At 66.2% G+C, this 15,805-nt stretch carries 15 protein-coding genes; 9 read left to right on the top strand and 6 right to left on the bottom strand.

Features of this window, described 5'->3' with window-relative positions; all coding sequences use genetic code 11:
• Positions 1-48 precede the first annotated feature (48 nt).
• The gene (locus tag ACVINW_RS32635) at positions 49-1,494 is read right to left on the bottom strand and encodes a DASS family sodium-coupled anion symporter (RefSeq protein WP_456755067.1); all 1,446 of its coding nucleotides are present in this window, start codon (positions 1,492-1,494) and stop codon (positions 49-51) included.
• A gap of 236 nt (positions 1,495-1,730) precedes the next feature.
• On the opposite strand from ACVINW_RS32635, the gene aat reads away from it, so the two are divergent.
• Positions 1,731-2,411: a leucyl/phenylalanyl-tRNA--protein transferase gene (gene aat / locus ACVINW_RS32640; RefSeq protein ID WP_456755068.1), complete on the top strand. Its 681-nt coding sequence runs from the start codon at positions 1,731-1,733 to the stop codon at positions 2,409-2,411.
• A gap of 123 nt (positions 2,412-2,534) precedes the next feature.
• Here aat and ACVINW_RS32645 read toward each other — a convergent pair whose 3' ends face one another.
• Entirely contained in the window at positions 2,535-3,545 is a 1,011-nt protein-coding gene (locus ACVINW_RS32645) for a DUF2155 domain-containing protein (protein WP_456755069.1), read from the bottom strand.
• Between the two features lie 246 nt (positions 3,546-3,791).
• Between ACVINW_RS32645 and ACVINW_RS32650 the strand changes: the two genes are divergently transcribed.
• From ACVINW_RS32650 to ACVINW_RS32665, 4 genes are all read left to right on the top strand, one after another.
• The gene (locus ACVINW_RS32650; protein WP_456755070.1) at positions 3,792-4,571 is read left to right on the top strand and encodes an SDR family NAD(P)-dependent oxidoreductase; all 780 of its coding nucleotides are present in this window, start codon (positions 3,792-3,794) and stop codon (positions 4,569-4,571) included.
• A 108-nt stretch (positions 4,572-4,679) separates the two neighbouring features.
• Positions 4,680-5,621 carry an alpha/beta hydrolase gene (locus tag ACVINW_RS32655; RefSeq protein ID WP_456755071.1) on the top strand — a complete coding sequence of 314 codons (942 nt, stop codon included), beginning with the start codon at positions 4,680-4,682 and terminating at the stop codon, positions 5,619-5,621.
• Between the two features lie 163 nt (positions 5,622-5,784).
• Positions 5,785-7,008: an SLC13 family permease gene (locus ACVINW_RS32660; protein WP_456755072.1), complete on the top strand. Its 1,224-nt coding sequence runs from the start codon at positions 5,785-5,787 to the stop codon at positions 7,006-7,008.
• A gap of 235 nt (positions 7,009-7,243) precedes the next feature.
• Positions 7,244-7,567 (top strand): hypothetical protein, encoded by a 324-nt coding sequence (locus tag ACVINW_RS32665; RefSeq protein ID WP_456755073.1) that lies wholly within the window; start codon positions 7,244-7,246, stop codon positions 7,565-7,567.
• 532 nt (positions 7,568-8,099) lie between these two features.
• On the opposite strand, the gene ACVINW_RS32670 is transcribed toward ACVINW_RS32665, so the two are convergent.
• Positions 8,100-9,038: a GlxA family transcriptional regulator gene (locus ACVINW_RS32670; RefSeq protein ID WP_456755074.1), complete on the bottom strand. Its 939-nt coding sequence runs from the start codon at positions 9,036-9,038 to the stop codon at positions 8,100-8,102.
• A gap of 128 nt (positions 9,039-9,166) precedes the next feature.
• Here ACVINW_RS32670 and ACVINW_RS32675 point away from each other — a divergent pair, with 128 nt between their 5' ends.
• Positions 9,167-9,868, top strand: a complete 702-nt coding sequence (locus ACVINW_RS32675) for a DJ-1/PfpI family protein (protein WP_456755075.1) — start codon at positions 9,167-9,169, stop codon at positions 9,866-9,868.
• 13 nt (positions 9,869-9,881) lie between these two features.
• Here the strand turns inward: ACVINW_RS32675 and ACVINW_RS32680 are convergent, their stop codons facing one another.
• Positions 9,882-10,271 carry a VOC family protein gene (locus ACVINW_RS32680; RefSeq protein WP_456755076.1) on the bottom strand — a complete coding sequence of 130 codons (390 nt, stop codon included), beginning with the start codon at positions 10,269-10,271 and terminating at the stop codon, positions 9,882-9,884.
• A 424-nt stretch (positions 10,272-10,695) separates the two neighbouring features.
• A complete protein-coding gene (locus ACVINW_RS32685) occupies positions 10,696-11,106 on the bottom strand; it encodes an NADH:ubiquinone oxidoreductase subunit NDUFA12 (protein ID WP_456755077.1) in 411 nt (136 codons plus the stop codon).
• Between the two features lie 267 nt (positions 11,107-11,373).
• Between ACVINW_RS32685 and ACVINW_RS32690 the strand changes: the two genes are divergently transcribed.
• Positions 11,374-11,934, top strand: coding sequence for a BA14K family protein (locus ACVINW_RS32690; protein ID WP_456755078.1), 561 nt, complete (start codon positions 11,374-11,376; stop codon positions 11,932-11,934).
• Between the two features lie 52 nt (positions 11,935-11,986).
• On the opposite strand, the gene ACVINW_RS32695 is transcribed toward ACVINW_RS32690, so the two are convergent.
• A complete protein-coding gene (locus ACVINW_RS32695) occupies positions 11,987-12,883 on the bottom strand; it encodes a DMT family transporter (protein ID WP_456755079.1) in 897 nt (298 codons plus the stop codon).
• Positions 12,884-13,063: 180 nt separating this feature from the next.
• Here ACVINW_RS32695 and ACVINW_RS32700 point away from each other — a divergent pair, with 180 nt between their 5' ends.
• A complete protein-coding gene (locus tag ACVINW_RS32700; RefSeq protein ID WP_076860141.1) occupies positions 13,064-13,468 on the top strand; it encodes a response regulator in 405 nt (134 codons plus the stop codon).
• A gap of 21 nt (positions 13,469-13,489) precedes the next feature.
• A complete protein-coding gene (locus ACVINW_RS32705; RefSeq protein WP_456755080.1) occupies positions 13,490-15,727 on the top strand; it encodes a CHASE3 domain-containing protein in 2,238 nt (745 codons plus the stop codon).
• Positions 15,728-15,805 lie beyond the last annotated feature (78 nt).

Consider the following 15,805-nt stretch of genomic DNA (forward strand, 5'->3'; position numbering starts at 1 on the left):
AGCCCTCCCTCCCCGTCGGCCGCTATTTCTCGCTGGATTGTGGCTATTTTACCCGATCGTCTGTAGCCAGGGCAACACGATCAGCAACAATCCGGCAAAGTAGATCAGGCCGAAGATCAACCCGAACTTCCAGAAGTCGCCTTTGCCGATATAGCCGCTGCCGTAATACATCGGCGCCGGTCCCGTGGCGTAGGGCGAGATCACGCCCATCAGCCCGAGCGAATAGACGCAGAGCAGCATCAGGGTCTGCACCGACAGGCCGGGAATGCTGGAGCCGACGGCGAGCACCACGGGCAGCACGGCTGCGGTATGCGAAGTGATGCTCGAGAAGAAATAGTGGATCCAGAAAAAGAAGGTGACGAGCAGGATCATCCCGACCAGCGGCGACGTGCCGGCGAGCGGCTTCGCATAGCCTTCGGCGACCCATTTGATGAAGCCGATCTCGTTGAGGCCCGACGACAGCGTGAGCAGCGAGGTGAAATAGAAGAACACCTCCCACGCGCTCTTCTCGGCGACGATGTCCTCGAAGCCGATTACGCCGGTCAGCAGCATCAGCGAGATCACGACGAACACCACCGTGGTCGCGTTGATGAAGTTCGCGCCGAGCAGCGGCACGCTGATATTGGGATTGGAGCCGCAGATCCACAGGAACATCGCGAGCAGGACCAGCACCGCCATGATCCATTCGTGCCGCGACGGCGGCCCCATCTTGGCGAGTTCGCCCTCGCTCCAGGTCACGATCTCCGGGCTCGCCTTGATCTCCGGCCGGCACACGACGTAGCTCAGCAGCGGCACCACGAGCAGCAACAGGATTCCGAGCGGCGCGAAGCCGATGAACCATTGCGACCAGCCGACCTCGATATTGACGAGCTTCTTGGCGATCGAGAGCGCGGCGGCATTCGGTGCCAGCGCGGTCAGGAACAGCGAGCTGGTGACCGCGGTGGTCGCGAACGCCGTCCACATCACGAAGGTGCCGATCTTGCCCGCGGTCGGCCCCGGCTCCGAGCCATAGATGCGCGGGATGTTGCTGACGATCGGATAGATCGTGCCGCCCGAGCGCGCAGTGTTGGACGGCGTCGCCGGCGCCAGCACCAGATCGGAGAACGCCACCGCATAGCCGAGCCCGATGGTGCGGCGGCCGAGCCCGCGCACCAGCAGCAGCGCCAACCTGCGGCCGAGCCCGCTCTTGCGATAGCCGATCGAGAACACGAAGGCGCCGACGATCAGCCACACCGTGCTTTCGGAAAAGCCGCCGAGCATCCAGCGCAGCGACTTGTTCGGATCGGGCTCGACATAGCCGCCGACGCCCGCGACCGTCAGGCCGATCAGGCCCACCGCGCCGACCGGCATCGATTCGAGGATCAGTCCGGTGATGACCGCGGCGAACACCGCAAAATAGTGCCACTGATTGGCGTTCAGCCCTGATGGCACCGGAACCAGATAGATCACCAGCCAGACCAGCAGCGGCGCAAACGTCCGCCATGACCACTTCATGCAGCGTCCCCCTCAACGTGTTTTGATTGTCGGGCGTGCAAGCCGCCAATTCCCCATCAAGTCCCGGGCGGCGCCGCCATCTTTTTGTTGCAATGTAGCACGGCCGCGCAGTCCGTTTCGGGTGACTGCGGCCGAATGGCGCGGCTTGTGGAAGAACCGGCGCGTTTCGTCAACACGTCGCGACCATGGCGGCGGGCCCATCGCAAGACCGCCCGCGTTTTGCTATCTTGACAGGCATGACGTCACGCGACTCCGCCTCCTCCGAGATCACGCCCGAGGTGCTGCTGCGCGCCTATGCCTGCGGCATCTTCCCGATGGCGGAGAGCGCCGACGATCCGACCCTGTTCTGGGTCGAGCCGGAATTGCGCGGCGTGATCCCGTTCGACGGCTTCCGTGTCGCCTCACGCCTGGCGCGCACCGTGCGCTCGGATGCTTTTACCGTCACCGTCGACACCGCCTTCAAGGCCGTGATCGCCGGCTGCGCGGCGCCGCAGCCCGGCCGCGACGACACCTGGATCAACAAGCGCATCCGCGATCTCTATGTCGGGCTGCACGCCTCGGGCCATTGCCACAGCGTCGAGGTCTGGCAGGACGACAATCTGGTCGGCGGGCTCTACGGCGTCAGCCTCGGCCGCGCCTTCTTCGGCGAGAGCATGTTCCACACCGAACGCGACGCGTCGAAGGTCGCGCTGGTGCATCTGGTGGCGCGGCTGATCGCCGGCGGGTTCGAGCTGCTCGACACGCAATATGTGACCGAGCACCTGAAGACGTTCGGTGCGGTCGAAATCTCCCGCCGCCGCTATCGCGCGCTGCTCGACAAGGCGATCACGGGCGCGCCGGCGGATTTCCGCAGGCTCGACACGACACAGCCGGTCAAGGGCGTCGACGCGCTGGCGATCGTCGCCGAGCGCAATTGAATTGAGCTGATGCCATAGCCCGGATGCAGCGGAGCGCAATCCGGGGAAGCGCAATCCGGGAAAGTCTCTCCGCGGAGAGAAACCCGGATTTCGCTTCGCTCCATCCGGGCTACGCAGTGTCGACTAATTCCCGAACAATCCGCCGAACAGCCCGCCCGGCCGCTGCTGCTGGGGCGGCGGAGGCGGCGGCTGCTGCTGGTATTGCGGCAGCGGCTGCGGCGGCGGACGCGGCGCGGCCTGCTTCGGCGGCGCGCGCTTCTGGGCCGGCGGTGGAGGCGGCGTCGGCGCCTTCGGCGGATCGGGCGCGGCGGTCACGATGGTCTGGTCCGGCCCTTTGCAGTCGGTCAGCCAGATGTCGTAGATCGGATGCTCGACGCCATGCAGACCGGGGCTCGCCGCGAACATCCAGCCGGAGAAAATCCGCTTCACCTCGCCCTGCAACGTGATCTCGTCGACCTCGACGAAGGCATCGGTGTTGGCGGCTTCGGTCGACGGCCGCGTGTAGCAGGCATCGGTCTTCACCCGCAGCGCGCCGAACTGCACGGTCTCGCCGATATCCTCGTCGAAATTGATGATGCGTCCGGTGATCTTGTCGAGGCCGGAGAAGCTCGCCTTCTTGTTGGTGATCTTGGTCGACGGCGGTTCCTGCACCACCTCGTCGCCGGGCTGCAACGCGGCCGGCGTCTGCGGTGCGGTGCCCGGCGCGCCCTGAGGCGCAGCTTGCGGCGCCCCCTTGGGACGCTGCCCCGGCGGCAGAGGGTTGGCTCCGGGCGGCGTATTGGCAACGGCGGGCCCATTGGGCTGCGGCGGCTGCACGGCCACCCCGGGCGGAGCAACCGTTGAACCGGGCGGCGGCGCCAAGGGCTGCGACTGCACGCTGCCGGGCGGCGGCACCGCCTGCCCTGGCGGCAACGCGCGTGGCTGCGTCGGCAGCAGGCGGCCGCGCGGCAATTCCGGCACTTCCTCGTCGTCGTCGCTGGGCGGCGCCACCTGGCCGCGCGGGATCGCGCCGGGCGGACGCGGCGCGGGATCGGAGAAAATCGTTCCGATCTGCGCGCGCGCGGGCGGCGCAAGCGAGATAGTTGAGGCGGCAATCAAGGCCGCAAAGCCAGTCAGGGCAACGGTTCGAAGCATCTCGCGCGGCTTTAAAGGGCGAATCGGGCTCGCGACAGTCTACCTTGATATCGGCCGCTCGCAGGCCACCGGTTAACACGCCGAATACGGCGGGGAAAGGGCACCCGGCCACCTCTCCCCGGGCCATCGTCAGCCTCTGGTCACCGTTGGGAGCACGTGTGATAGTGCTCACGCTGAAGGCACGCGGCAGCGCGTGAAAACCTGAGAAAATCCGGATTGAACCGGACCAGCCAGAGGAAACCCAACATGCCAGATCGCATCAGGCTCGATGGCCGGGTCGCCGTCGTCACCGGGGCTGCCGGCGTCATCGGAACCGCGACCCTGCACCTGCTCGCCGAACGGGGCGCGCGGATTGTCGCAGTCGACCGCAAGGGCGCCGATCTTGCCGCCGCCATCAAGGACCTCCCCGCCTCGGCCGAACCACTCGCGATCACTGCCGACGTCACCGATGAGGACGAGGTGAAGGACTATGTCCGCGCCGCCGTCGACCGCTTCGGCACCATCGACGCCTTCTACAACAATGCCGGCATCGAGGGCGACATCAAGCCGATCCCCGAATATTCGCTGGAGAGTTTTCGCCGGGTGCTCGACGTCAACGTGGTCGGCGTCTTCCTCGGCATGAAGCACGTGCTGCCCGTCATGCTGAAGCAGAACAAGGGCAGCATCATCAACACCGCCTCGATCGCGGGCCTGGTGGGATCGCCGATGATCGCAGTCTATAGCGCCAGCAAGCACGCGGTCATCGGACTGACCAAGAGCGCGGCCTGGGAGTGCGGCGGCACCGGCGTGCGGGTCAATTGCGTCTGCCCCGGCATGATCGAGAGCCGGATGCTGAGCACCATCCTGCAGGGCCGCTCCGGCGGCAACGCGCCGCCGCCGGTCGAGAAGATCGTCGACCGCATCCCGGCGCGCCGGCTCGGGCTCGCCAGCGAAGTCGCCTCGATCGTCGCTTTCCTGGCCTCCGACGAAGCGAGCTACGTTTCAGGTTCCGCTTACACCGTCGACGGCGGCCGCACCGCCGCCTGATACAACTGTCATTCCGGGGCGGTCCGCAGGACCGAACCCGGAATCTAGAGATTCCGGGTTCGATGCTCCGCATCGCCCCGGATGGCGTAACAGAAAGAAGGTCCACGAATGCCCGTCGTTCTCGATCCCGATGCCGCCGCTGTCTACAAGGCCTTCCAGGAGGCCGGCCGTCCCGCCTATGAATCGCTGACCGCGCCGGAAGCGCGCGAATATTATCGGGCCGCCCGCATCGTCTCCAATCCCGAGCCGCCCGCGCTTGAATCGAGCAAGGAGCTCGCGATCCCGGCGCCGCACGGCACGATCCCGGCCCGCATCTACACGCCGAACACACTGCGCACGACCAACGGGCTCGCGCCATGCCTGGTGTTCTTCCATGGCGGCGGCTGGGTGATCGGCGATCTCGATACCCACGAAGTCGTTTGCCAGAAGCTTGCCCATGAGGGCGAGCTGATCGTGATCTCGGTCGATTATCGGCTGGCACCGGAGCACCGCTTTCCCGCCGCGGTCGACGACGCCGTCACCGCGACCAGATGGGTCGCTGCCAACGCGAAAGACCTCGGCATCGATGCCGCGCGCCTGATCGTCGGCGGCGACAGCGCCGGCGGCAACCTTGCGGCTGTGGTTGCCCTCACCGCTCGCGACAATGGGCCGAAGCTCGCGGCCCAGCTCCTGGTCTATCCCGCGACGGAGTTTTCGCGGAAGCATCCCTCGCACCGCGAGCCCGAGACCAGCATCCTGTTGACGCATTCGGTGATCGGCTGGTTCGCCAACCACTATCTCGGCGACGCCGACAATAGTGATTGGCGCGCCTCGCCAGCGCGCGCGAAAAACTTCGCCGGATTGCCGCCGGCCTATGTGCTGACCGCCGGCGCCGATCCCTTGCGCGACGAAGGCGACGAGTACGCCAAAATCCTCAAAGACGCCGGCGTGCCCGTGACCTACCGGCATTTCCCCGGCCAGTTCCACGGCTTCTTCACGATGGGCAAGCTGCTCAATCAGGCCAACGTCGCGGTCACCGAGATCAGTGCCTGGCTGAAGACGCTGGGCTGACCGATCGGATCGGGCGACGCCGGTCGCGTCGCCTCCTGATCGAGGCTCGGGAGCGCATGGCAGGCGCACCTTGCGGCGTTAGCGCGTCTTGCAGTTCCCCGCCTCACGCGATAGTGCGGCCGGGCGCGCTTCGCCGCCGAGCACTCCAGCCCGCGAGACCCTCTTGCTCACGCCCATCCTCGTCTACGGTATCCCGCTCGATTTCATCCTGTTCGCGCTGACCCTGCTCGGCGTCGCGATCTTCCATCACCACACGCTCGCGGTGGCGTTGACGGGCCTTGCCGCGATCGTCGCCTACAAGCTGATCTTCGCCGGCTTTGCGAAATTCGGCGCGGGCCTGCCCGGCCTCGTGCACCACATGGAGCATGAGTGGGTCACGCTCGCGAACCTGTTCCTGCTGTTGATGGGATTTGCGCTGCTGTCGCGGCATTTCGAGGAGAGCCGCATCCCCGACGAGATGCCGGCGCTGCTGCCCGATGACTGGAAGGGCGGACTGATCCTGCTGGTGCTCGTATTCGTGCTGTCCGCATTTCTCGACAATATCGCAGCCGCGCTGATCGGCGGCACCATTGCGCGTCATGTGTTCCGCGGCCGTGTCCATATCGGCTATCTCGCGGCCCTTGTCGCAGCCTCCAATGCCGGCGGCGCCGGCAGCGTCGTCGGCGACACCACGACGACGATGATGTGGATCGACGGCATCAGCCCGCTCACCGTCATTGATGCCTATGTCGCTGCCATCGCGGCAATGCTGGTGTTCGCGGTGCCGGCCTCGCTGCAGCAGCACCGCTTCTCGCCCATTGTGAAAAAGGCACCGTCCGGCCTCAAGATCCACTGGACGCGGGTTGCCATCGTCGCCGTGATCCTGCTCGCTGCGCTGACCGCCAACGTGACGGCGAACCTGAAATTCCCTGCGCTGCTCGATGCCCTGCCGGTGCTCGGGCTCGCGGTCTGGGCCGCGATCCTCGTCACCTCGCTGCTGCGGCGGCCCGATTGGTCGGTCATGCCGGAGACGCTGAAGGGCACCGTGTTCCTGCTCGCGCTGGTGACTGCGGCCTCGCTGATGCCGGTCGAGAAGCTGCCGACCGCGTCATGGCAGACCGCACTCGGGCTCGGCTTCGTCTCCGCGGTGTTCGACAACATCCCGCTGACCGCGCTGGCGCTGAGGCAAGGCGGCTACGATTGGGGTTTGCTCGCCTATGCGGTTGGATTTGGCGGATCGATGGTCTGGTTCGGTTCGTCCGCCGGTGTTGCGGTGTCCAACATGTATCCGGAAGCCAAATCGGTGGTCCGTTGGATCACCCAGGGCTGGCCGATCATGGTGGCTTATGTTGTCGGCTTCTTCGTGATGCTGGCGTTGCTCGGCTGGCACCCCGACGCGCCGCATTGATACCAATGCGGAATTTGCCGTGCTGCGATGCACAATCGGACCTGTCTCAAACTTGTGGAAAAGCGAGACAAATCCGTTGACATTGGTAAACTCCATTCGCCGTAACAACTTATGGAGCGTTCGCATGAGTGTTAGTGCAGAAGTTCTCGCCCGTGCCCCGTCGGAACAGATCGATGGCGACGTCAGCGCTGCCAGTCCGCATCGACCACGCAGCAACATTCGGCCGCTCTCGCCGATGCCGGACTACGTCGAGCACCGCAACGGCGTCAACGAGGTGGGCATGCTGTCGGCTGAGGCCGTCGTGCGCGAATATGAAGCGGCGGTGAAAGAGATCGAGGCCCTCGGATCCGAACTGCAATTGGCCGCCAAGAATTGCGAGGTCATGGTGGCCGGGGTCCATGACATGATCGCGGAAATCAAGGAGTTCGCTGCGGGCTATCGTGATCAGGGCAAGCGCTTCTTCCTGCAGATCGAAGCCGTCTCGTTGATGACCACGGAGGTCAGGGACACCTGCGAAGCACTCAAGAAGAAGATCGCGACCGACACATTGACCCGGTGAGATCTGGGCTCGTTTCGTGCGCAGCACGTCCGTGGATTATTAAGCGTGTATTGGTGAATGGCCGCGCAATCCCGGCGCGGTTGAACCGTTAGTTCTATTTGAGACCAAGTCGTTCGACATGCTGCCCCGCCTTGGCGGGGGCTTTTGTGCTGCAGCAAACGCTACGCGCCTCGAACCGCCGGACCTGACCGATTTAACGCGCGTCAGGTGCGCGCTCAGCCATGTCCGTTGCGGGAGCCAAGGCGGATATCGCGGACCAGCGGTCGCTGAAATCCCTGGCCGGGAGCGCGTCCGTGTCGGCGACCACAACGCCCGCGGTCCGGGGCAAGTGCGACCTCACCGTCGCGGCAGTTGCCGTGACAGCCAGCACGGCGACGGCCACGAACCCGGTAATCGTTCGATGCTTTGTCATTAGAACCTCCTCCGGTCCCACGCCCACTTCACGTGGGTCACAGGAACCGTCGCACTGGTTCATCAATGCAAAGACAAAACGGATCGTGCGAGATCGGACAACGAACTTGTCCCAAATCACCTACCCGACGCGCGCCGCTCGGCGCAGCGATTGCGGCGGCTGGCCGAAGGCGCGGATGAAGGCGCGGCGCATCCGCTCGGGATCGCGGAAGCCGGTGATCTCGGCGACGCGCTCGATCGCCTCGCCCGACGACTGCACGCGCTGCCGCGCCACTTCGATGCGCAGCCGCTCCACCGCCTTCGACGGCGTGGTCCCGGTCTCCGCGATGAAGGCGCGGGTGAAGTGCCGTGAGCTCATCCCGGCCTTGTCGGCGAGATCCTCGACCGTCAGCGGCGCGTCGAGATGCTCGCGCGCCCAGGCCAGCAGCGGCCCGAACCGTCCGTTCGGCGTCTTCAATTCCAGCAGCGAGGAGAACTGCGACTGCCCGCCGCTGCGGCGGTGGTACAGCACGAGCTGGCGCGCGGTTTTCTGCGCGATCTCGTCGCCGTAATCCTCGGTGATCATGGCGAGCGCGAGGTCGATGCCGGCGGTGATGCCGGCCGAGCTCCAGATATTGCCGTCGCGGACGAAGATCTGGTCCGGCTCGAGCTTGATCTTCGGATAGGCCTTCACGAAATGCGGTGTGCGCTGCCAATGCGTGGTGGCGCGGCGGCCATCGAGCAAGCCCGCCTCGGCCAGCACGTAGGCCCCGGAACAGACGCTGGCGACGCGGATGCCGCGGCCCGCCATCCGCCGCACGAATGCAAGCGTCGTCGGACAGGTCGCCGGCGCGCGCACGCCGTTGCCGCCCGCAATGATCAGCGTCGTGATCGCCGCCGACGGCTTGAAGCCGCGCGCAAGCATCTCGACGCCGGACGACGAGCGCACCGGCCCCGCCTTCACCGCGATCGTCTTGATAGCAGGCGGGCTGTCGGCGAAACGCGCAGCGATCTCGAACGCCGCGATCGGGCCGGCCGCGTCGAGCAGCTGGAAGTCGGGAAAGATCAGGATGCCGATCATGTGCCAAATCCTCGCTACGCCAAATCCTGGCAAATGGCGACACGTCCTAAAATGAGGGAATTACGCCATTTTGGACAAGAGGCCATCATGGCATCGTGGTTCCGTCAAGCGCTATTTGGAGACTTCCGATGTCCGAACCCCTGCAGATTGGATTGCTCGTCTTCCCGAAGGTGACTCAGCTCGACCTGACCGGCCCGCTGCAGGTGTTCTCCTCGGTGCCCGGCGCCAACGTGCATCTGATCTGGAAGCGGATCGAACCCGTGCAGACTGATTCCGTGATGGTCCTGACGCCGACCACCAGCTTCGCCGACTGCCCGCAGCTCGACGTGATCTGCGTGCCCGGCGGGTTCGGCACCGACGACATGGTCGGCGACGAGGAGATGCTGGCCTTCCTGCGCAAGCAGGCCGAGCGAGCGAAATACGTCACGTCGGTGTGCACGGGGTCCCTGGTGCTCGGCGCCGCCGGTCTGCTGAAAGGCTACCGCGCCACCACGCATTGGAGCGCGATCGATTTCCTCGCCGGCTTTGGCGCGATCCCCACCAGGACCCGCGTCTGCGTCGACCGCAATCGCTTCACCGGCGGCGGCGTCACCGCAGGCATCGATTTCGCGCTGACGCTGGTGTCCGAGCTGGTCGACCGCAAGACCGCGGAAGCCATTCAGCTCAGGCTCGAATACAACCCGGCGCCGCCGTTCAATGCCGGTTCGCCCGATACCGCGCCGGCCGAGATCCTCGCCTTCATGAAGGAGCGGATGGGGCCGGCGCATGCGCGCCGCGGCGAATTGATGGGCCGCGCGGCGGCGCGGCTCGCCCAGGGCGCGTCGCCATAACGCCAGGCGGGCGTCAGGCCGGATCGAGCGCGCTGATCGTGACGTAGTAGCCGTCAGGATCCCGGAGCGAAAACTCCATGGTCCCGGTGTTGGGATTTTGATGCGGCTCTTCTTCCAAAAGGCTGACGAGCGCGCGCGCCCTTGGCAGAGCGACGTCAAGGTCGTCGACCCGGAAGAACAGCAGAAGACCGTTGCCGGGGCGGACGTCGCGGGGATTGGTCAACGTAGGATGTTCGTGGGCCCCCCAGGCGTGCAGGCAGAGCAGGACCGTGCCATCGGAATCGACGATTTGTCCGAAATGGTCGTGCGCAGGCGCTGACTCCGGCAAGCCCAGCAACGACTGGTACCACCTGAAGCTCCGGGGCACGTCGGCGACGCCGATGATCGTCCACAAGCGCTTCATCTGATGCTCCCGACGCCTGCTGGATTGATCGCCGAAAGATGCCGAGCCTGTCGTGCGCGTTGCAACAGAAAAAGGCCGCCCGGTTTCCCGAGCGGCCCTTCCTGTCTCACGGTGGCCCCACATTTGCGGGCGATTTCAGGACGTCTGTACCGGGGGCCTATCTCCCGGCCGCATCCAACTCGGAGGCCGCTGCTCATCGGGACAGTCGCGATCTGGAGCCCGATCCGACGCGATGGTTTCCCATCTCCGCAAGATGGCTTCATTGAGCCGCGAAGGCGCACGTGGCGCAAGCGGGCGCCGGCAGCGGCGATGCACCTGTCCCCGCTGTTACCGTTGTCCACAGGCACGCACTTGCGCCGCCGGTCGCGCGTGCAACGCACGCGCGCTACTACGCGCGCACGCTCGCGACAACACGGCGTGAGGGTCAGCTTCCCGGGGTCCAGGCGTGGTAGTCGCCGGTCGCCTTGGGGCGACGGCCGCTCGCCAGCGTCGAGCCGGATGGGCGGTAAGCCTGCGCGGTGCCGGTCAGGTTCGGCAGATGCGGCTTTTCCCACTCCCGCGGTGCATATTTCTGCTCGGTCGGGGGCACATCGACGGTGTGATGCAGCCAGCCGTGCCAGCCCGCCGGGATCCGGGAGGCTTCGGCATAGCCGTTATAGACCACCCAGCGGCGCTCGAAATGCAGCGTCGGGTCGATCTCGCCGCCCTTGGTGCGGTAGTAGCGATTGCCCTGCTCGTCCTCGCCGACCAGCTCGCCGTAGCGCGAGGTCCACAATTGCGTGCCAAAGGTCTGGCCGTTCCACCAGGTGAAGAATTTCAGCAGGAATTGTTTCATGCGTCGCCGGTCACGGGTTCGAGGCTATCGGGCTCTGATGCCACCTGAATCCCGAAATGTCCAGCCGCCGCCGAGGTAGCCAGGCACTCCCCTATCGCCTGCTTGATGCGGCCCGTTTGGCGGCCAAATGACGCGGTCACGGGAAGTTTTGTTCACCTGCCATACATGCGCCGGCGGGCAAGCAAAGATGACGGACAATCAACGTCGCGCGCTGGAACGTCCGGCCGCAGAAGCGGTTAGACATTGTCCGTTTTGATGGAGTCCAAAATGATCAATATGAAGGTTCTGAGCACCGCTGCGGCGCTGGCGCTTGCGCTGCCGCTGGCCGTGGCGCCGACCGTTTCGTTCGCCCAGTCCGCCGCGCAGATGGGCGCGATGGGCGGTGGCGGTGGTGCCCGCGGTGGCGGCGGTGGCGGCGGCGGTGGTGGTGGCTTCGGCGGCGGCCGTGGTGCGGCCATGGGTGCTGGCGGCGGCTGGCACGGTGGTGGCGGTGGCGGCCAGTGGGCCGGTGGTGGCGGCGGCGGTTGGCGCGGCGGCGGTGGCGGATGGCACGGCGGTTATCACCGTGGCGGCGGGTTCTGGCCCGGCGCGGTGGCCGGTGCAGTCGTTGGCGGCGCCCTCGCCTCGGGCGCGTATTACGGCTCCGGCTATTATGGCTACGGCCCCGGCTACTATGACGACAGCTACGGCTATTACGACGAACCGTCTGTCGCCGTGGAAGCCGTACCGGGCGGCGACGCGAGCTATTGCGCGCAGCGCTACAAGTCCTACGACCCGGCCTCGGGCACCTATCTCGGCTATGACGGTCTGCGGCACCCCTGCCCGTAACGAAGGCCTGAATCGCTGGTTAAAAAAAGGGGCGGCGGCAACGCCGCCCTTTTCATGTGCGCAGGGCGACCGCCACGGCTGCGAAGGTCACGAGCAGCGCCGCGATGTCGCTCGTGCTGAGCGGCTCGCGCAGCATCGCCGCCGCCGCCAGCACGCCGACGACCGGCACCAGCAGCGTGCCGATCGATGCAGTCGCCGCCGGCAGCCGCTGCAGCGCCGCAAACCAGCAGACATAGCAAAGGCAGAACTGGATCAGCGTCATGTAGACCATCGACGCCCAGCCGAGCTGCGACAGCGCGGCAAGCTGCGGCTGCTCGATCACGAGGCCCGCGATCGCGACCGGCACGCAGCCGATCGCAAGCTGCCAGGCGGCGAGCGACAGCGGCGGCATTGCGAGCTTGAAATACTTGGTCAGCACCGTGCCGAGCGCGACACAAAGCGCGCCGGCGAGCGCGAACAGGATGCCCGGCAACTTGCCAAGGCTCGCATCGATGCCGCCGCCGCCGATCAGCGCGGCAATCCCGGCCACCGCCACGGCAAGCGCTGTCGCGCGCGGCAGCGACACCCGCTCGCCGAGAACCGGCCAGGCCACCAGCGCGACCCATACCGGGATCGAGATCCCGAGCACGGCCGCTTCGCTGGCGCGCAGCCAGATCAGCGCGAGGCCCATCGAGGCGACCCAGCCGCCGATCGACAGCGTCGACACCAAGGCAAGCCGCGGCCACATGCCATCCGGCACGCGCAACGTCTCGCCGCGCGCGAGCGCCACCAAACCGAGCGCGAGCGCGCCGATCACGCCGCACAGCCCGCGCGACGACAGCGGCGGCCACTCGGTCAGCAGGAATTTCATGATCGGGAAATTGAGACCCCAGCCGGTCGAGGCGACCACCAGAGATGCGAGGCCGAACGGTGACAGCGGGGCGCGGCCGGCGACGGGAACTGCGATCATGGACCTGTCGTCATGTGGGCGGACAAATACAAGTGATGGCGTCAGGGCTAGCTGGAAATCCGCTTGTCAGCAAACGGCATATGCATTCTATGATACAGACTTTCCACTTGGGTTCCGCCTTAATCGGCAGACGGGCCAAGCGAGTCGACGGCACGCGGGGCCGCAAAAAGAGGATGCATCGTGCCGAGCGTTCTCGTGGTCGATGACGACCCGATGGTGTGCGTTGCCATCGAGGTGTGTTTGCAGCGCCAGGGCTTCGACGTCACCGTCGCCGACGGCGGTGAAGCCGGCATGCGCGCGCTGGAAAAAGCCACCTTCGACGTGATGCTGGTCGACGTCTTCATGCCGCATATGCGCGGTTTCGAGGCGATTCGCGTCTTCCACGAGCGCGCTCCCGATATTCCCGTGATCGCGATGTCCGGCTACGCCTTCGCCAATGCCGACCGGGCGCCGGACTTCCTGCGGATGACGATCGAGCTTGGCGCCTCCGCCTGCCTGCGCAAGCCGTTCACCCCGCAGGCGCTGATTGCCGCCGTTAACGAATGTCTGGCGAAGTCCGCTCCTTCCGCTCGTCTTTCGAAATAATTGCTCGTACTCTCGTCGTCGATGGCTTCCCAGCGTCTCATTCTTGGCAGCGGCCTTGCGATCCTCCTTGTCATCAGCGCGGCGTCGATCGGGCTGGATGTCAAGTCGCGCAGCGCGATTGATTCGGTCGATCACACGCTGAAGATACTCAAATGCATCTCCGACGCGCGGCCGCTGCCGCGCGGCGTCGAGAGCGCGGCACGCGGCTTCGCGCTGACCGGCGACGCCTCCTTCGCCGACGAGTTCCGCGACCAGAGCACGGCCCTCACCGCCGCATTCGACGAGCTGATGACCGCCGTGAAGTCGGCGCCGCAGGAAGCCCAGTTGCTCGCCGGCACCAGGGGACAGGTCGAGCGCGCGATTGCGCTCGGCGCCGAACTGATCCGCTTGCGCACCGCGGGCGATACCGCCGGCGCCGCGGCGCTGATCTCCGCGGGCGAGAGCCGTGCCCTGACCGACAAGGTCGGGGCCGCGCTCGACCGCCTGGTCGCCGAGGAGCGCCGCCTGCTCGCGATTCGCACCGACCAGTCGAAGACCAACGGCCGGCTGCTGCTGGCCATCGACCTCGCCGGCGTTGCGATGATCCTGGCGCTCGCGGTCGCGCTGACGCTGACGGCGCGGCGCGCCAGCCGCGAATTGCAGGGCGCGCTCAGCGCGACCAAGGCGACCAATCTGTCACTCGAGGGCAAGGTGGCCGAGCGCACCAAGGATCTCGGCGCCGCCCTCGAGGAGCTGCGCCGCTCCACCTCGGTGATGGAAACCACCTTCCGCACCATGGCGGAGGCGGTGCTGGTGCTCGACGGCACCGGCACGGTGCTGCTCTCCAACCCGGCGGCCGAGAAGATGCTGCGCTACAAGCCGGGCATGACGGTGCGGCAGCTGCGCGCCATGAGCAACGTGTTCCAGGCCGACGGCGAGACGCCGATGCGGGCCGACGACATGCCCTCGGCGAGGGCGTTGCGCGGCGAGGAATTCGACGGGCTGGAGTTCGTCGCCAAGCCGGTGCGCGGCGCGCCGGAAATCCACCTCGTGGTGTCGGGCCGGCCGCTGCGCGACGGCGACAACGCCATCACCGGCGCTGCGCTGATCTATCACGACATCACCGCCTCGCGCGAAACCGAGCACAAGCTGCAACAGGCGCAGAAGCTCGACGCCATCGGCAAGCTGACCGGCGGCGTCGCGCACGACTTCAACAACATGCTGACCGTCATCACCGGCACGACGGAGACGCTGGTCGACAGCCTGCGCACGCAGCCGAAGCTGGCGCAGACTGCCGAGCTGATCGACCGCGCCGCCGAACGCTGCCGCGAGCTGATCCAGCATCTGCTCGCCTTCGCCCGCCGCCAGCCGCTGGAGCCGCGCACCGTCGACATCAACGGCACCGTGGTCGATATCGCAAAGCTGCTGCGGCCGACGCTCGGCGAGCAGATCGAGATCAGTTCGGTGCTGGCGCCCGATGTCGCCAGCGTCCATATCGATCCGTCGCAGCTCGCCAATTCGCTGCTCAACATGGCGATCAACGCCCGCGACGCGATGCCGAACGGCGGCAAGCTCTTGTTCGAGACCAAGAACATCGTGCTCGACGACGCCTATGCTTCTGTCAATCCCGACATCACGCCGGGCCGCTACGTGCTGCTCGCGGTCAGCGACACCGGCACCGGCATGTCGCACGCGGTGCAGGACAAGGTGTTCGAGCCGTTCTTCACCACCAAGGAGGTCGGCAAGGGCTCCGGCCTCGGCATGAGCATGGTGTACGGCTTCGTCAAGCAGTCCGGCGGCCACATCAAGATCTACAGCGAGGAAGGCCACGGCACCACGATCAAGCTCTATCTGCCCCCTGCCCGCGGCCAGGTCGAGGTCGAGGCCGCAGCGCCCGAGCCGGTGCGGCGCGGCAGCGAAGTCATCCTGGTGGTGGAAGACGATCAGCTGGTGCGCAACTACGTGGTCACGCAGCTCGGCAGCCTCGGCTACAAGACCATCGCGGTGCCGGACGCCCGCGCCGCGCTGGCGCTGGTCGACAAGGGCGAGAAGTTCGACCTGCTGTTCACCGACGTCATCATGCCTGGCGGCATGAACGGCCGCCAGCTCGCCGACGAAGTGAGAAAACGGCGACCCGGCCTCAAGGTGCTCTACACTTCGGGCTATACCGAGAACGCCATCGTGCATCACGGCCGCCTCGACGAAGGCGTGCTGCTGCTGGCAAAACCCTATCGCAAGGCGCAGCTCGCCAGCATGCTGCAGCAGGCGCTGGGTGAGTGATGTGAGCGCTTGCGGGTACGCCCGGCGTCTCGCGCGCGGATAGCAGCTCTGCTCTCTCTCCCGTCATTGCGAGGCGCG

Source organism: Bradyrhizobium sp. USDA 4461 (assembly GCF_054055655.1).

Coding starts and splice junctions, on each gene's coding strand:
- aat (WP_456755068.1), top strand. CDS start 1,731: ATGACGTCACGCGACTCCGCCTCCTCCGAGATCACGCCCGAGGTGCTG.
- ACVINW_RS32650 (WP_456755070.1), top strand. CDS start 3,792: ATGCCAGATCGCATCAGGCTCGATGGCCGGGTCGCCGTCGTCACCGGG.
- ACVINW_RS32665 (WP_456755073.1), top strand. CDS start 7,244: ATGCCGGACTACGTCGAGCACCGCAACGGCGTCAACGAGGTGGGCATG.
- ACVINW_RS32685 (WP_456755077.1), bottom strand. CDS start 11,106: ATGAAACAATTCCTGCTGAAATTCTTCACCTGGTGGAACGGCCAGACC.
- ACVINW_RS32670 (WP_456755074.1), bottom strand. CDS start 9,038: ATGATCGGCATCCTGATCTTTCCCGACTTCCAGCTGCTCGACGCGGCC.
- ACVINW_RS32695 (WP_456755079.1), bottom strand. CDS start 12,883: ATGATCGCAGTTCCCGTCGCCGGCCGCGCCCCGCTGTCACCGTTCGGC.
- ACVINW_RS32675 (WP_456755075.1), top strand. CDS start 9,167: ATGTCCGAACCCCTGCAGATTGGATTGCTCGTCTTCCCGAAGGTGACT.
- ACVINW_RS32635 (WP_456755067.1), bottom strand. CDS start 1,494: ATGAAGTGGTCATGGCGGACGTTTGCGCCGCTGCTGGTCTGGCTGGTG.
- ACVINW_RS32645 (WP_456755069.1), bottom strand. CDS start 3,545: ATGCTTCGAACCGTTGCCCTGACTGGCTTTGCGGCCTTGATTGCCGCC.
- ACVINW_RS32690 (WP_456755078.1), top strand. CDS start 11,374: ATGATCAATATGAAGGTTCTGAGCACCGCTGCGGCGCTGGCGCTTGCG.
- ACVINW_RS32680 (WP_456755076.1), bottom strand. CDS start 10,271: ATGAAGCGCTTGTGGACGATCATCGGCGTCGCCGACGTGCCCCGGAGC.
- ACVINW_RS32655 (WP_456755071.1), top strand. CDS start 4,680: ATGCCCGTCGTTCTCGATCCCGATGCCGCCGCTGTCTACAAGGCCTTC.
- ACVINW_RS32705 (WP_456755080.1), top strand. CDS start 13,490: ATGGCTTCCCAGCGTCTCATTCTTGGCAGCGGCCTTGCGATCCTCCTT.